A 15,515-nucleotide genomic window follows, 5' to 3' on the forward strand; every position below is an offset into this window, starting at 1 on the left:
TAAAGAGAAAACTTTTTCGGTTTTATACGTTCGATATTTTGAAGAAGTTTTACAAGAAATTACTCCTTTTGAAGGAAATCCAGTGTATAAAGTAGAAGAACAAAACATATATTTGCGTGATATTGTAGCGATATGTTGTTTAGTGAAAGATAAGGAGCTTCGTGCGCAAAAACGTTTGTATTTAAATAATATGGAAGAATTTCAACAATATTTTGATGAGGGAACGGTGTCGAAAGTACAAGAAATATTGGCTGAATTACATAAAAATAAAAGAGTAGAAATAGCGTGAAATGGCAAAGGAGAGAGAAAAATGTCTAATTTGATGGTTGAAAATCAAACAGAACAAGTTTCTATATTTTTAGAAGATGCTATTAATTTGATAACCAATTATGTAAATTATCATACGTTACCTTCTTTATTAGAGGAAACACCAGCAGGGAATGAGCAATATTATAAAGGGGTATTAGCATCAATGAGACGACTTCTCGTTTTTTGCGAAGAAGGACAGGATGCATGTTTTGTTTTGTTGAATAGCCAGCCATTTCGAAAAACAGCAGCTGAAAAAATTTTATATAAGATTTACCATCAAGTAATTGCAGAGTTTTTTTCACCGAAGAGTGATCATTGGTATGAAAATAGTCGGTCTGCATATACAGGGAAAAATTCTATCGTTTTTCAACAAACACCACCTGCATCTTTGGAGCAAGTGATGAAGAGTTTAGAAGGTAAATTTCAATTGATGCGTGAAGAACTAGAATATTATGAGACGGATTATCAGACAAAGATGTTACACAAATATTGATTGAGGAAAAGAAGCTAAGGTTACTTAGCTTCTTTTCCTTTTGTACAGTTATATAAGGGATTTTCATTGAATATAGTTAAGTGGATAGCATTAGGGAGGTGCAACATGAATCAGCAAGGTGTATTTACAGATTACTTTCATGAAGTAGAAAATTGGTGTGAAAGTGTTCTTCACGTATTAGATAGCCGCGCAATGGAAGTGTATGATGTCCATATGCTTGCCTATAAAATTCAGACGTTATTAGAGCGTATGAAAGAGCATGAGTATGAAACAGATGCAGAGTTTATGTATGAAATAAGCGATGATGTAGAACATATTCAGCATCACTTGCAGGAAGTATTTATGCAAGAAGAAGAGGAATATGAATTATATGAAAGAGGGGATAGTGAACGAGCTGTCCCGATTGGAGGACATACACTCCCGCCATTACCTTATCCGTATAATGCATTAGAACCGTATATTTCTAAAGAAATTATGATGTTACATCATGATAAACATCATCGGAGTTACGTGGAAGGGTTAAATAAAGCAGAGAAGATGATGGAAGAAGCGAGAAAAACAAATAAATTTGATTTAATTAAGCATTGGGAAAGGGAAGCGGCTTTTCATGGGTCAGGTCATTACTTACACACGATATTTTGGAATAACATGAAAAAAGACGGTGGTGGAAGTCCAAGAGGAGCTTTTTCACAACAAATTGAACAAGATTTTGGGAGCTTTTTACGTTTCCAAAAACATTTTACAGAAGCGGCCTCTAAAGTAGAAGGTTCAGGCTGGGCAATTCTCGTTTGGGTACCCCGGTCTGGAAGGTTAGAAATTTTGCAAAGTACACTTCATCAATTATTTACACAATGGGATACGATACCGCTCCTTGTACTAGATGTCTGGGAACATGCGTATTATTTACAATACCAAAATCGAAAAGATGAATATATTAAAAACTGGTGGAATGTTGTAAATTGGCCTGATGTAGAAAAAAGGTTTGAAACTGCGAAACAAATTGAATGGACACCATATTAGACGCAAATTCTCTGCGTCTTTTTTAATGGAAGTAGAAGGAAGATTTCGTTCATATTTTAAAAGGCCAAGCATACACTTGTACAAAAAGTGCCAAAAGGACGTGGGGGGAAATATGAGACGAATTTGTGTAATCATTACGCTTCTTATGATGTATGCAAGCGTTATGCCGATTCCTACATATGCAAAGATGAACAGCAATGTCAGTGCTCGAAATGCTGTATTAATGGAGCAACAGTCTGGTCGTGTATTATACGGAAAAGCAGAACATGAGCCTCAAAAAATTGCTAGTATAACAAAAATTATGACCGCCTTATTAGCTGCTGAATCAGGGAAGATGAAAGAAATGGTATCAGTTAGTAATGAAGCGGTGAGGGTGGAAGGATCGGCAATCTATTTAAAGCCTGGACAAAAAGTGAAGTTAGAAGATTTAGTATACGGACTCATGCTTAGATCTGGTAATGACGCAGCGCAAGTAATTGCTGAAAGTGTGGGTGGGAGTATAGATGGATTCGTATATTTAATGAATCAAAAAGCGAAAGAAATTGGAATGAAAGATACGCACTTCTCAAACCCTCATGGCTTAGATGGAGATGGATCACATTATTCGTCGGCTTACGATATGGCATTATTAACGAAATATGCAATGGGAAACGAGACATTTAAGAAAATCTTTGGAACCAAAACATATAAATCAGATTCTTGGGATTACCCGTGGAAAAATAAACATAAGCTGGTAACGTCTTATTATGAATTTGCAACAGGAGGAAAAACAGGCTTTACGAAGAAAGCTGGGCGAACGCTTGTGACAACGGCATCAAAAGATGGACTAGATTTAATTGTCGTAACTTTGAGTGCCTCTAGTGATTGGGATGATCATATGAATTTGTTTGATAAAGGTTTTGAACGTTTCAAACAAACGAAAGTTTTAGGACAAGGAGCAATTGCTGAAATAAATGAAAAGAAGTATGCCAACCATGTTTATACGAAAAATAGTTTTTCGGTACCGTTAACTGAAGAAGAAAAAAAGAACGTAGTATTAAAAGTTGAACTCCATAAAAGTATAAAACTTACGGATGGAGTAAAGGTTGGGAAGACAGACATTTATGTTGGTAATGAGAAAGTTGGAGAACGGAATTTATTTTATAGTAAACGGAAGTTAGTAGCTACAACGGGACTTTACTGGAATAATGTGAAAGAAATTTTTTCTTACATGATAGGTGTTGGGAACGATGGTTAATCTCGTATGGGTAGCGATGGCTGTCATTGGGATTGTATACGCCATGATAAATGGAACGATGGAAGAAGTGAATAAAGCTGTATTTGACGGAGCAAAAGATGCGGTAACGATTTGTATAGGACTTATTAGTGTTTTAGTATTTTGGCTCGGTTTAATGAAAATTGCAGAGGAAGCCGGATTGTTAAAAAAATTAGTTACACTTTTTATGCCGATAGTAAAAAGGTTGTTTCCAGAAATACCAAAGGATCATCCGTCTATGGGATTTATTCTATCAAATATGATGGCAAACTTTTTTGGTCTAGGTAATGCAGCAACCCCTCTTGGTATTAAAGCGATGGAACAACTGAAAGAGTTAAATGGAGGAAAGGATTCGGCGAGCCGTTCTATGGTGACGTTTCTAGCATTAAATACATCAGCCATTACATTAATTCCTACGACAGTCATTTCCATTCGAATGACGTATGAATCAGCGAATCCTACTGAAATTGTTGGGGTAACATTTATTGCACAAGTACTTTCTATGATTGGAGCAATTTGGATTGACCGCTATTTTTACCGAAGAAGGAGTAGAAAGGGGCGGAAAAAATGAGTATTGTAAATACAATTTCCTTATGGGTAATTCCTTGTGTAATTGGTTTTATCCTTTTATATGGCACAGTAAAGAAAGTACCGACGTATGAATCGTTCGTTGAGGGAGGAAAAGAAGGGATTCAAATTGCAATTTCCATCTTACCGTTTATGGTTGGAATGCTTGTGTCTATTTCTATATTCCGGTCTTCAGGTGCATTAGACGCAATGATATCGGTAATGAAGCCAATGTTAGATTTGATCCATGTTCCAGCAGAAATTGTTCCACTAGCACTTATACGCCCTATTTCAGGCTCTGCTGGTTTAAGTATTACGACCGATTTAATTGCCACATATGGGCCAGATTCGTTTATTGGGAGATTGGCTTCTACGATGCAAGGGAGTACAGATACGACTTTCTATATTTTAACTGTATATTTTGGAGCGGTTGGGATCAGAAAAATGGGGGATGCACTAAAAGTAGGACTTTTTGCAGATTTAATCGGGATTATATGCTCAATTGTGTTCGTTTCTTTATTGTTTCAGTAATACTATTCATTTTTTACGCTATTTCGCTTATAATACGTATACGACCACTATTAAGGTGTAGCTTAATAGTGGTTTTTTTATGTGGTATTTTTGACAAAATGATGAACTTTTATTGTGAGAAATATGAAAAATATGGACAATAATAAAGGGTAAAAACATGATTTGACCTTTATATGTTTATTATCATCGCTATGTTGTTTAAGTAAGATGAAGCGAATAGCCGTAAAGCGTATGCGGTTGCCAAGTCTTTCTAATGTAAGGTAAGATAAATTCGAGGTGAAAAAAAGAAATGGAACGATTACAAAAAGTGATTGCGCAAGCAGGTATTGCATCGAGAAGAAAGGCTGAGGAATTAATTCAGCAAGGAAAAGTGAAAGTTAATGGAAAAATAGTGAAGGAGTTAGGGACAAAAGTAACTCCTCAAGATAAAGTAGAAGTAAATAACATCCCTCTTGAAAAAGAAGAACCTGTTTATTTTTTACTATATAAACCAACTGGCGTAATTTCAAGTGTATCAGACGATAAAGGAAGAAGTGTTGTAACGGACTTTTTCCCGGAAATTACACAACGTTTATTCCCAATCGGACGCTTAGATTATGATACGTCTGGCGTATTATTAATGACAAACGATGGGGACTTCGCAAACGTATTAATGCATCCTAGATATAAAGTTGAAAAAACATATGTTGCAAAAATAAAAGGGCCATTAACAGGTGAGAAAATTCGCATGTTAGAACGCGGTGTTACGTTAGAAGACGGTAAAACAGCACCAGCACGTGTGAAAATTATTTCTTGGGACAAGCGTAAAGAGATGGCTATTGTACAATTAACAATTCATGAAGGACGTAATCGTCAAGTACGTCGTATGTTTGAAGCGTTAGACTGTAAAGTAGTGAAATTAAAACGTGAACGTTATGCTTTCTTAGAAGTAGGAAGCCTGCGACCTGGTGATGCGAGAGAATTGACACCACATGAGGTGAAACAATTACGCGCGCTTGCTTCTACAAAGCCAAGATAAGCTATAGAGTTAAAAATTCACCAGTGGAGTGCTCTGCTGGTGATTTATTCAATACAACATTTACAGAAGATAATACATAACATTTATCGAGGAGAGGAGAAGTAATATGAAGAAAAATCGCTTATTATTTCGCGTTATTATTCTACTCATTTTATGTGGTGCTGTAGGATTTACCCTTTATCAAGGATTCTTTGCTAATAAAGAGAAAATGCAAATCGGAAAAGAAGCACCTAACTTTGTTGTGACGGATTTAGAAGGGAAGAAAATTGAACTAAAAGATTTAAAGGGAAAAGGTGTATTTTTAAACTTTTGGGGCACGTGGTGTAAACCTTGTGAAAAAGAAATGCCTTATATGAATGAATTATATCCAAAGTATAAAGAAAAAGGTGTTGAAATCATAGCGTTAGATGCAGATGAAACGGATATTGCAGTAAAGAACTTTGTGAACCAGTATGGTTTGAAATTCCCAGTTGCCATTGATAAAGGACAAAAGATTATAGGAACATATGGAGTAGGTCCATTACCGACAAGCTTTTTGATTGATAAAGATGGAAAAGTAGTGGAGCAAATTATAGGTGAACAAACGAAAGAACAGTTAGAAGGGTATTTAAAGAAAATTACTCCGTAATAAAGAAAGCCTTTACATAAGGGGTGCGTGTCTATAGTGCCTCTGGTTTAAAAATTCTGAGTATTGTGGTAACTTGAGGTTAGAATATACAATAGTACATATAGATACAGGGGCGGTGAGAGTGTTGAAAGAAATTAAATGTGAATGTGGACATGTTAATCCGATAGGAACCGTTTTTTGTGAAGCTTGCGGGAAACCATTTGAAAGCAATGAAAATACAAAACTATTGGATATGCGCTATGAGGGGAGTGCACGGAGATCTCTCACGCAGACAAAAACGATAATCGATAAAATTTGGAGCTTTTTCTCTTCTGTAAAAGTGGGTGTATGGCTAATCGTAATAACTTTAGCTGCATCAGCGATAGGAACTATTTTTCCGCAAGAAATGTACATAACTCCAGGGATTGCACCAGCTGAATATTATAAACAAGAATACGGATTTTTAGGACAATTATACTATCAATTAGGGTTTAATAATTTATACGGTTCATGGTGGTATATGATTTTGATTGCTTCTATCGGTATTTCACTTGTGATATGTAGTTTAGACCGTGTTATTCCACTTTATAAAGCTTTAAAAAAGCAAGGCGTAAAAAGACATCCTAGCTTTTTAAAGAGACAGAGATTATATGGGACTGGTACACCGCAAGAAGGTGACCTGGAAAGAGTGCAAAAGAATTTAAAGAAAAGAAACTATAACGTGAAAGTGGAAGACGGAAACGTTTTAGCAGAAAAGGGACGCTTCTCGCGTTGGGGTCCATATGTAAATCATATCGGTCTTATTATCTTTTTATTCGGTGCGATGCTTCGTTTTTTACCGAGTATGTACGTAGACGAAGCACTTTGGTTACGTGACGGTGAAACGAAAGAGATACCAGGGACGGATGGACAATACTACTTAAAAAACGAGAAATTTATAAAAGAAGTTTATGATAAAAGTAAGGACAAGGAAGTTTTTGATGAAGCGATTGATCGTGTAGGCGATAAAATGATTGCGAAAAACTTCCAAACGAATGCCGTATTATATAAAGCAGTAGGAGAAAATATAGCAGGACAAAAACCGAAATTAGAAAAAGTAAAAGAAGCGGAAATTCGAGTGAATGAACCACTGAAATTTGATCAATTTGCAGTGTATCAAGTGGATTATAAAGAAAGTGAATTTAAAAGTATGTCCTTTAACTTACAAAATAAAGAAAATAATCAAAAGTGGGGACCGATTAAAGTAGATTTAACGAATCCTAAGGAAAAATATGATTTAGGAACTGGTTATTCTCTAGAACTATTAAGCTATTTTCCTGATTTTTATTTTGATGAGAATGGAAAACCAAATACGAAAACGAAATTACCAAACAATCCTGCATTTGTATTTAAAATGTTTACACCTGAAACACCAGATGGTGAAGTGAGTTTTGTTGGTATTCAGCAAAATATAGAACCAGATGGAAACAACAAATATAAAATGTCGTTTGCAGGTGTTGAAATGCAAAATGCAACAGCACTTACTGTAAGAAAAGATTTAACGCTTTGGATTCTCGGCATTGGAGGATTTATATTTATGGTTGGTGTCATTCAAGGTATGTATTGGAATCATCGCCGTATTTGGATACAACGTGTTAATGATGAATGGTGGATTGCAGGGCATACAAATAAAAATTGGTTCGGTTTAAAGAAAGATATTGAAAGAGTAATAGAAGGTACAGCAATTCCACAGCCAAATGATAAAGTAATTGATAAAAAAATTAGTTAAGGTGGGGAAACGATATGGTGCAAATAAGTAGTAACTTTCTCTTTACCGCATTTATTTTATATTTAATTGCGACTCTATTTTTTGGGGGAGCCATTAAAGAAAAGGGTCATAAATGGGCAAATGTAGGAATAACGATTACAATTTTAGGGTTTATAGCACAAACAGTATATTTTGTTACAAGGTGGATTGCATCAGGGCATGCGCCAGTTAGTAACTTTTTTGAATTCGGTACATTTTTCGGCATGATGCTTGTAGGAGCATTTATTGTCATGTATTTTATGTACCGTGTAAGCATAATCGGACTATTTGCATTACCAGTTGCGCTTTTATTAATTGCCTATGCAAGTATGTTTCCGAGGGAAATATCTCCGCTTATTCCATCTTTAAAAAGTAATTGGTTACATATTCACGTGACGACGGCAGCAGCAGGACAAGCCATTTTAGCGATTAGTTTTATTACAGGTGTTATGTATTTATTGAAAAATGTAGATCAATCGACGAGAAGTAAACGTACATTTTGGCTAGAGACGGTAGTATTTACACTTGTTTGTACAGTTGGATTTATTGGAGTAACAACGGTATTTTCTAGTATGAAATATGAAGCGAAGTTTCAATGGATTGATAAAAATGAACAGCAACTGGAAATGAGGTACAATCTTCCGGCTTTAGTTGGACCGCACGAAGGGAAGTTACTGACAGAAAATAAATTAGAACCGGCAGTTGAAGTTCCAGCAATTGTAAATGCGAAAAAATTAAATACGGTTATTTGGTCAGTGTTAATTGGAACATTACTGTATATTGTATTAAGACTTGTTTTACGGAAGCGAGTATCGGCGGCACTTCAGCCGTTAGTAAAGAATACGAATAGTGATTTACTAGATGAAATCGGATATCGATCTATTGCAATTGGATTCCCAGTTTTCACATTAGGTGCATTAATTTTTGCGATGATTTGGGCTCAAATAGCGTGGACGCGCTTTTGGGGATGGGATCCGAAAGAGGTTTGGGCACTTATAACGTGGCTCTTTTATGCTGCAGTACTACATTTACGATTATCTAAAGGGTGGCATGGGGAGAAATCAGCTTGGCTTGCAGTAATTGGTTTTGCAATCATTATGTTTAACTTTATTGTAGTAAACTTAATTATTGCCGGTTTACATTCATATGCATAGAGAAATAAAATAGGAGAGTGCATGTCACTTTCCTATTTTATTTTTGTCAACTTTTCTTCTTTTTTGAGAAAAACATGACAAAGTAGCGGTTGATTTTGTAAAATGATGTCGAGGACATTATATACAGTTCAAAAAAAATACATAGTTTTGGAAAAAAATTGAACAAAATTTATTATTCTTGTGAAGCATAATATGGGAAGTGAAACATTTAGAAGATTGCTTAAATAAACGAGAATAGCGCAACATAATAGTTAAAGAAGGGTAGGTGTGAACCGCTGAGGTGAGAGTACGCAGCGGGTAGAGATGGAAAATGAATCAAGAATTTTAATTGTAGATGATGAGGATCGTATTCGTCGTTTATTGAAAATGTACTTAGAAAGAGAACAATATACGATTGAAGAAGCAGATAATGGTGATACAGCTTTAGAAATGGCGTTGCAAAATGATTACGATTTAATCTTATTAGATCTTATGATGCCTGGTAAAGATGGCATTGAAGTATGTAAAGGGGTTCGTGAGAAGAAAGCGACACCAATTATTATGCTGACAGCAAAAGGTGAAGAAGTAAATAGAGTACAAGGATTTGAAGTTGGAACAGATGATTATATTGTAAAGCCGTTTAGTCCACGTGAGGTCGTGCTACGTGTGAAAGCGGTATTACGTCGTGCTGTACCAACAACATTCTTTACACAAGATACAACGACAAAAGATGTTACTGTATTCCCTCACTTAACAATTGATAACGATGCACACCGTGTTACTGCAGATGGCAATGAAGTAAACTTAACGCCGAAAGAATATGAGTTACTATTATTTTTAGCGAAAGCTCCTGATAAAGTATTCGATCGTGAGCAGCTGTTAAAAGAAGTATGGCAATATGAATTCTTCGGAGATTTACGTACAGTTGATACACATGTAAAGCGTTTACGTGAGAAGTTAAGCAAAAAATCACCAGATGCAGCGAAAATGATTGTTACTGTTTGGGGTGTAGGTTACAAATTTGAGGTTGTGAACGACTGATGCTTTGGAGAAGTGTAGTAGGGAAGTTATGGATGACCATATTACTTCTCGTTTCGTTTGTTCTTGGATTTGTTGCGATTTTACTTTCACAATTTTTTAGAACGTATTATGTTGATATGAGTGAAAATAGACTTCAAAAAGTCGCAACAAGTGTTACGGAATTAATTGAAGAAGGTGCCGATGTAAAAACGATTGAGAACATCGCGTACAAATTCTCTGATCCACTTTCAAGGATTATTATTGTAGAAGATGGCAAGGAAATCTCTTCTTCACCGAAACAAGAAGGGTTAGTCACCCTTACAATGGATAATTTAAAAGAAGATAAAGAATTAGCCGCTGTTTTTACGGACAAAAAAGAAATTAAGAACAACATTAGAAAAGCTTCTGATAGTAGAAAGAATAAAAGCACTGAAAATGATATTGTGATCGTTGGGAAACCAGTGCAATCAAAAAATCAAAGCGCAGTGTTCGTATATGAATCTTTACAAGTGCCAATAAAAGATATGGAGAGAACGACTGATTTCATTTTCTTAGCCGCTGGGATTGCGATTATATTAACAACTTTCTTTGCGTTCTTCTTATCTACTCGGATTACAGCACCGCTTCGTAAAATGCGTGAGGTTGCTTTTGAAGTGTCACGTGGGAAATTTGATGCAAAGGCTCCTATGGTATCTCAGGACGAAATTGGTGAGCTGGCAACGGCCTTAAATCAAATGGGTAAACAGTTGAAGTTTAATATGAATGCTTTGCAGCAAGAAAAAGAACAGTTAGCCAGTATTTTGAGTAGTATGGCGGATGGAGTTATTACGTTAAATCAAGAAGGTGAAGTCGTAGTTATTAATCCACCGGCTGAACATTTCTTACAAGTTTGGCAAGAAGAAAAAGAGATAGAGTTAAGTAAAAAATTACCTTCTGAACTTGTGGAACTATTCCATCTCGTTGTAGAAAGCGAGCAACAACAAGTTGTTGAAATTAATTTACAAAAAGGGAACTATGTAGTTCTTATGACACCACTTTACAATCAAACGAAAATTCGTGGGGCTGTAGCGGTACTGCGAGATATGACGGAAGAACGTCGTCTTGAGAAAATGCGTCAAGACTTTATTGCGAATGTATCACATGAACTTCGTACACCGATGGTCATGCTGCAAGGGTATAGTGAAGCGATTTTAGATGATATTGTGCAAACGAAAGAGGAAATAGATGAGTTTGTTCAAATCATTTATGATGAATCCGTTCGTTTAGGTAAACTTGTAAATGAATTGTTAGATTTAGCTCGTATGGAAAGCGGTCACGTAGAGTTACATATTGGTGAAGTGGACATACATCCGTTTGTGGAAAAAATTGGTCGTAAATTCCAAGGGATTGCAAAGGATAAAGAAGTTGAACTAACAGTTGATTTCCGGAATCAGATTGAAGAATATGCGTTTGATGCAGATCGGATGGAACAAGTGTTGACGAACTTGATTGATAACGCAATTCGTCATACGAATGCGGGTGGACATGTAACGCTTGTAATTGATACGAAAAATAATGGCCTCATTTTTGAAGTACAAGATTCGGGTGTAGGCATTCCAGAAGAGGATATTCCATTTTTATTTGATCGTTTCTATAAAGCTGATAAAGCAAGAACACGTGGGAAAAAGGGTGGAACAGGACTCGGGCTTGCAATTGCGAAAAATATTGTTCAAGGCCATGACGGTAAAATTTCTGTATCAAGTGTTGTTGGAGAAGGAACTACATTCTCTGTATATTTACCGAATCGTATAATTTAGATATGCTTTTTTAAAGTTGATAATGAATAAAGTTCTGCTGTTTTTTATTTTTTTGTAAACTCAATTAAATAAAGAATGGTAGAACTTTTTTCTATCTTAATCGAATCAAGAATAACAAGAGAGGGTGCTGTGAAGAAATGAAATTATATACAAAAACAGGAGATAAAGGAACGACAAGTGTAATAGGTGGCAGGGTTGATAAAGATGATATCCGTGTGGAAGCGTATGGAACAATAGACGAGGCAAATTCTCATATTGGATATGCAATGACTAAGGTTCAAGGCGGGGCTTTTAGAGATATTTACAATGAGCTCGAAAATATTCAACATGAACTATTTGATTGCGGAGGAGACTTGGCAATAGTGGAACAAAAAATTCCTTATAAAGTGATAATTGAGATGGTTGAAAGTTTAGAAAGAAAGATTGATTTATATATAGAAGAAGCCCCGCCATTAGAACGCTTTATTTTGCCAGGTGGTAGCGAGGCGGCGGCTACTATTCATATTGCACGTACTGTTGTAAGGAGAGCAGAACGCTCTATAGTATCATTGCAAAAAGAAGTGAAAATAAATGAAGTTGTCTTAAAGTATGTAAATAGATTATCTGATTATTTATTTGCGATAGCTCGAGTAATAAATGCCCGATTACAAGTGAAAGATGTGGAGTATAACCGTAGTGCATTAGTTTTTCGTGATAAGAAAGAGAAGGAAGTGGAGTAATTCACCTTCTTTTTTTTGTATACTTTTTTCTGTAATATACCAAAATAGAGAAGGTATGGTGGTAATTAGAAAACGGAGGATGTATATGAAAGTTTTAAAATGCGGCGTCATGTTATTGAGTATGCTGTTTGTATCTCAATTACATGTTTATGCAGAAGAAAATCGATGGACATGGCCTGTTGAAGGTCAGATAAGTGATTATTTTGGGACAAGGCATGGAAAACACTATGGTATTGATGTAGCTGCGCCGATTGGAACGCCTGTGGCAGCTATTCAAGATGGTAGGGTAACGAAGTCTTATTATTCAAGTAGTTATGGAAATGTTGTATTTATTAAACACGGAGAATATGAGGCTGTATATGCACATTTAAATAAGAGATATGTGGGTCAAGGAGATTATATTTCCAAAGGAGAAAAAATTGGAGAAGTAGGGAACACGGGAGAATCGCGAGGTGCACACTTACATCTAGAACTTCATCAAGGAAGATGGACGATGGCGAAAAAGAATGCGATGAACCCATTGCTTGTTTTAAATGAACAAAGAAATGAAGTTGTTTCTTCATCATTATATGTCGTACAAAAAGGGGATACTTTAGTTAGTATTGCACGGAAATTTAGTATGACACTTAAGGAAATTAAAGAAAAAAATGGATTGCAGCAAGAGCTAATTTATCCTAATCAACAATTATATGTTAAGTGAAGGAAACATCTCAAAAATTAAACTTTGAACAAATTTATGTTCTTCTTAAATAAGGTTCAATGTAAATGAAATTATATGGGCGCTTTTGCTAGAACTATTGAGTGAATTAGAGCATCTATATCTAAAAGAAAACCGTCCCAAAATTTATTTTGGGACGGCTTCTTTTACCAAAAAATAAAGACACATATAAATCCAGAAATAGCTAAATAGCTATATAAGTAAAAAACTTTTGTTCTTGTTTTCTCTTTTGTTCGAAACAGTACGATAGTCGGTTCAATTAAACCGATTGTCAAACAAAGTAGGCCAAGAAGCATACAACCAATCGAGATAGAATACAGGGCGATTTGTGGTGCTTGAAATGGAATCATCCATTTTAATAAAAATGCAATAAGTGCAGTGTAACAAATACTACCGATGTATTTATTCAGTGGTGTATTAGAACGAAAACCAGGAAGTTTTTTTAAGAAAGAGCGGGAAACAACTTCTGTTTGTAAAGATGTATGCTCTTCAATAATTTTTTGAGCTTCTTTTCCTTTTTGAAAAAGAGATAAGATCCAATTTCGCTCACCCTGAAAAATAAATTGAGAAGTTGTCAAATAGTGATCAATCTTCACTTTATTCCAACTCTTCCACGGATGACGCTCACACAATTTTAATTTACTTTCTGTTTTTTTATCATACTGATAAATACTGATGCCATCTTCATCGAAAGTAGCATAGTATGTCTCGTTTGAGAATGTGCCTAAATCAATTGGGCAGTAGAAAAGTAATTCTTTTTTTAAGTAAAAGTATTCTTTTCTTAAGTTTTTTTTCATTGCTTCTCGAATAGAATGTCTCTTGTCTTTTTTCATGACATTTCCTCCATAACTCAGAAAATGTTCTTATCTTAACAATTCAATATCTTATCACTTTTAATTATATATGACTAGGTAATTCAAAAGAGAAATGCCGAATAATAAAAAAATGGATTGTATTGTAAAATATCTCGCAATTTATTTTTTGTTACGAAAAATAAATAACTAATTTTAAATAAGTTACAATTTTTTAGTTCACAATGTTATGAGGTTGTTGTATAATGAAGGGGAAAATAGAATATCGGTCTATCTTCGGGGCAGGGTGAAAATCCCGACCGGCGGTGATGAACTATTTATGATTTTGTTCTAAGCCCGCGAGCCGTTAAGGCAGGATTTGGTGTGATTCCAAAGCCGACAGTATAGTCTGGATGGGAGAAGATGGAGGTTCAAGCGTTCAAAAAAGATATGGATTTGAACGTCTGTTTGATGTGCCTTAAATTCTCCCTTTGTGTAAAACACAAAGGGTTTTTTCGTTCTATGAAAAAATAGGCATAGCAGAACCTTTCCACTTTCCATGAGATGATCGATGGAAAAGGAGAGAGAAAGATGAAACAAAAAAACAGTGTAGTGCAGATGGTGAGTGTAGCGATGCTAAGTAGTATTGCATATTTACTAATGATGTTAGATTTCCCGTTCCCAGGGCTTCCGCCATTTTTGAAAATTGATTTTAGTGATGTACCAGCTCTAATTGCAGCAATTATCTTTGGACCAGTAGCAGGAGTGATTGTAGAGGCGATAAAGAACATTTTACATTACGGGATTCAAGGAAGTTTAACGGGAGTACCAGTTGGAGAAATTGCAAACTTTATTGCAGGATGTTTATTTATTGGACCAGCAGCTTTCTTATTTAGAAAGTATCGTACTGTGAAGAGTTTAACTACAGGATTAATGCTAGGGACAATTACAATGGCACTTATTATGAGTGTATTAAACTACATCATCATATTCCCGGCTTACACTTGGTTTTTAAATTCACCGGCTATGTCTAGCGAAGCTATAAGAACAACGGTTGTAACGGCAATCTTACCATTTAATTTAATTAAAGGGATTGTTGTAACAATTGTATTTGTAGCATTATTCTCACGCCTGAAAGTATGGGTGTTTGCAAAAATGAAAAATGCATAATATATATTAAAACCATTAGTAGTGTGAAACTACTAATGGTTTTTTATTAAGGAAAATAAAATTTAGATACAAAAAATGCCCCTCATCAATATGAGGGGCATTTTTTGAAGTTAATAAAAGACTATTCGAATTTTAAAGCGTCTCCGTCGAATGATTCGTCAGCAACTTTAATTGAGTCAGTTGGACAGCCTTCGAATGCATCCATCATATCTTCAATTAATACATCTGGAATTTCAACGATACCTTGGTTATCATCTAATGTTACAAATGCAATACCTTCATCATCATAGTCATAAATGTCTGGTGCAGCAGCGCCACAAGCACCACATGCAATACAAGTATCTTTATCAACGATTGTATATTTTGCCATCTTTTTTCCCTCCTGATAATATGTATGTGAAAAGCTCGCCATAAAAATTATAACCTTATTGTAAAACGGTTTGTAAAACTTTTCAACATAAAATTATAATGATAATGCTTATCAATTAGAGTGTCAACTTATTTTTGAATTATGTCATAAGATTTTCAAAATACGTAAATATGATTTCGTTTGATACAATAGAATACATACAAGTATATAGT

At 35.2% G+C, this 15,515-nt stretch carries 17 protein-coding genes and 1 riboswitch; of the genes, 15 read left to right on the top strand and 2 right to left on the bottom strand.

From position 1 onward, the window contains the following. The 14 genes from ABWK52_RS19125 to ABWK52_RS19190 form a co-directional block, all read left to right on the top strand. On the top strand, positions 1–289 hold a 289-nt coding region (locus ABWK52_RS19125), incomplete at its 5' end, for a hypothetical protein (protein ID WP_353772077.1). 21 nt (positions 290–310) lie between these two features. Continuing rightward, entirely contained in the window at positions 311–802 is a 492-nt protein-coding gene (locus tag ABWK52_RS19130) for a YpuI family protein (protein WP_000067556.1), read from the top strand. A 105-nt stretch (positions 803–907) separates the two neighbouring features. After that, positions 908–1,822, top strand: coding sequence for a superoxide dismutase (locus ABWK52_RS19135; RefSeq protein ID WP_001075739.1), 915 nt, complete (start codon positions 908–910; stop codon positions 1,820–1,822). A 112-nt stretch (positions 1,823–1,934) separates the two neighbouring features. Continuing rightward, positions 1,935–3,059, top strand: coding sequence for a D-alanyl-D-alanine carboxypeptidase family protein (locus ABWK52_RS19140; protein WP_001252636.1), 1,125 nt, complete (start codon positions 1,935–1,937; stop codon positions 3,057–3,059). Continuing rightward, complete coding sequence (spmA, locus tag ABWK52_RS19145; RefSeq protein ID WP_000247811.1) at positions 3,052–3,648, top strand: spore maturation protein SpmA; 597 nt, start codon at positions 3,052–3,054, stop codon at positions 3,646–3,648. The genes ABWK52_RS19140 and spmA overlap by 8 nt, the downstream gene beginning before the upstream one ends. Further along, positions 3,645–4,175, top strand: coding sequence for a spore maturation protein SpmB (spmB, locus tag ABWK52_RS19150; protein ID WP_000029516.1), 531 nt, complete (start codon positions 3,645–3,647; stop codon positions 4,173–4,175). The genes spmA and spmB overlap by 4 nt, the downstream gene beginning before the upstream one ends. Positions 4,176–4,464: 289 nt before the next feature. Beyond that, positions 4,465–5,193: a 23S rRNA pseudouridine(2605) synthase RluB gene (gene rluB, locus ABWK52_RS19155; RefSeq protein ID WP_000440556.1), complete on the top strand. Its 729-nt coding sequence runs from the start codon at positions 4,465–4,467 to the stop codon at positions 5,191–5,193. A 106-nt stretch (positions 5,194–5,299) separates the two neighbouring features. Next, positions 5,300–5,821, top strand: a complete 522-nt coding sequence (gene resA / locus ABWK52_RS19160; RefSeq protein ID WP_000742194.1) for a thiol-disulfide oxidoreductase ResA — start codon at positions 5,300–5,302, stop codon at positions 5,819–5,821. Positions 5,822–5,942: 121 nt separating this feature from the next. After that, positions 5,943–7,568, top strand: coding sequence for a cytochrome c biogenesis protein ResB (resB, locus tag ABWK52_RS19165; protein ID WP_000910547.1), 1,626 nt, complete (start codon positions 5,943–5,945; stop codon positions 7,566–7,568). Positions 7,569–7,582: 14 nt separating this feature from the next. Then, positions 7,583–8,740 (top strand): cytochrome c biogenesis protein ResC, encoded by a 1,158-nt coding sequence (gene resC / locus ABWK52_RS19170; protein ID WP_098541400.1) that lies wholly within the window; start codon positions 7,583–7,585, stop codon positions 8,738–8,740. A gap of 303 nt (positions 8,741–9,043) precedes the next feature. Beyond that, positions 9,044–9,760 (top strand): DNA-binding response regulator ResD, encoded by a 717-nt coding sequence (gene resD, locus ABWK52_RS19175; protein ID WP_000426861.1) that lies wholly within the window; start codon positions 9,044–9,046, stop codon positions 9,758–9,760. Beyond that, on the top strand, positions 9,760–11,535 hold the full coding sequence (gene resE, locus ABWK52_RS19180) for a sensor histidine kinase ResE (protein WP_000964697.1): 1,776 nt from the start codon (positions 9,760–9,762) through the stop codon (positions 11,533–11,535). The genes resD and resE overlap by 1 nt, the downstream gene beginning before the upstream one ends. Positions 11,536–11,672: 137 nt before the next feature. Further along, on the top strand, positions 11,673–12,254 hold the full coding sequence (locus ABWK52_RS19185) for a cob(I)yrinic acid a,c-diamide adenosyltransferase (protein ID WP_098507912.1): 582 nt from the start codon (positions 11,673–11,675) through the stop codon (positions 12,252–12,254). 85 nt (positions 12,255–12,339) lie between these two features. Then, entirely contained in the window at positions 12,340–12,954 is a 615-nt protein-coding gene (locus tag ABWK52_RS19190) for a peptidoglycan DD-metalloendopeptidase family protein (protein WP_000866125.1), read from the top strand. A gap of 164 nt (positions 12,955–13,118) precedes the next feature. On the opposite strand, the gene ABWK52_RS19195 is transcribed toward ABWK52_RS19190, so the two are convergent. Then, a complete protein-coding gene (locus ABWK52_RS19195; protein WP_000710837.1) occupies positions 13,119–13,805 on the bottom strand; it encodes a hypothetical protein in 687 nt (228 codons plus the stop codon). A 247-nt stretch (positions 13,806–14,052) separates the two neighbouring features. Then, a riboswitch (FMN riboswitch) is annotated at positions 14,053–14,192 on the top strand. Positions 14,193–14,354: 162 nt separating this feature from the next. Between ABWK52_RS19195 and ABWK52_RS19200 the strand changes: the two genes are divergently transcribed. Beyond that, positions 14,355–14,933 (top strand): ECF transporter S component, encoded by a 579-nt coding sequence (locus ABWK52_RS19200; protein WP_000810856.1) that lies wholly within the window; start codon positions 14,355–14,357, stop codon positions 14,931–14,933. 121 nt (positions 14,934–15,054) lie between these two features. Here ABWK52_RS19200 and ABWK52_RS19205 read toward each other — a convergent pair whose 3' ends face one another. Beyond that, complete coding sequence (locus ABWK52_RS19205) at positions 15,055–15,303, bottom strand: ferredoxin (protein ID WP_001151993.1); 249 nt, start codon at positions 15,301–15,303, stop codon at positions 15,055–15,057. Positions 15,304–15,515 lie beyond the last annotated feature (212 nt).

The organism is Bacillus sp. AP50, assembly GCF_040492675.1.
In the GTDB taxonomy this organism is placed as follows: domain Bacteria; phylum Bacillota; class Bacilli; order Bacillales; family Bacillaceae_G; genus Bacillus_A; species Bacillus_A cereus.

Excerpts from the sequence above, each read along its gene's own strand:
- ABWK52_RS19190 (WP_000866125.1), top strand. The coding sequence starts at position 12,340 with ATGAAAGTTTTAAAATGCGGCGTCATGTTATTGAGTATGCTGTTTGTA.
- resE (WP_000964697.1), top strand. The coding sequence starts at position 9,760 with ATGCTTTGGAGAAGTGTAGTAGGGAAGTTATGGATGACCATATTACTT.
- ABWK52_RS19205 (WP_001151993.1), bottom strand. The coding sequence starts at position 15,303 with ATGGCAAAATATACAATCGTTGATAAAGATACTTGTATTGCATGTGGT.
- resC (WP_098541400.1), top strand. The coding sequence starts at position 7,583 with ATGGTGCAAATAAGTAGTAACTTTCTCTTTACCGCATTTATTTTATAT.
- ABWK52_RS19130 (WP_000067556.1), top strand. The coding sequence starts at position 311 with ATGTCTAATTTGATGGTTGAAAATCAAACAGAACAAGTTTCTATATTT.
- resD (WP_000426861.1), top strand. The coding sequence starts at position 9,044 with ATGGAAAATGAATCAAGAATTTTAATTGTAGATGATGAGGATCGTATT.
- spmA (WP_000247811.1), top strand. The coding sequence starts at position 3,052 with ATGGTTAATCTCGTATGGGTAGCGATGGCTGTCATTGGGATTGTATAC.
- ABWK52_RS19200 (WP_000810856.1), top strand. The coding sequence starts at position 14,355 with ATGAAACAAAAAAACAGTGTAGTGCAGATGGTGAGTGTAGCGATGCTA.
- ABWK52_RS19195 (WP_000710837.1), bottom strand. The coding sequence starts at position 13,805 with ATGAAAAAAGACAAGAGACATTCTATTCGAGAAGCAATGAAAAAAAAC.
- ABWK52_RS19140 (WP_001252636.1), top strand. The coding sequence starts at position 1,935 with ATGAGACGAATTTGTGTAATCATTACGCTTCTTATGATGTATGCAAGC.
- rluB (WP_000440556.1), top strand. The coding sequence starts at position 4,465 with ATGGAACGATTACAAAAAGTGATTGCGCAAGCAGGTATTGCATCGAGA.
- resA (WP_000742194.1), top strand. The coding sequence starts at position 5,300 with ATGAAGAAAAATCGCTTATTATTTCGCGTTATTATTCTACTCATTTTA.
- ABWK52_RS19185 (WP_098507912.1), top strand. The coding sequence starts at position 11,673 with ATGAAATTATATACAAAAACAGGAGATAAAGGAACGACAAGTGTAATA.
- spmB (WP_000029516.1), top strand. The coding sequence starts at position 3,645 with ATGAGTATTGTAAATACAATTTCCTTATGGGTAATTCCTTGTGTAATT.
- ABWK52_RS19135 (WP_001075739.1), top strand. The coding sequence starts at position 908 with ATGAATCAGCAAGGTGTATTTACAGATTACTTTCATGAAGTAGAAAAT.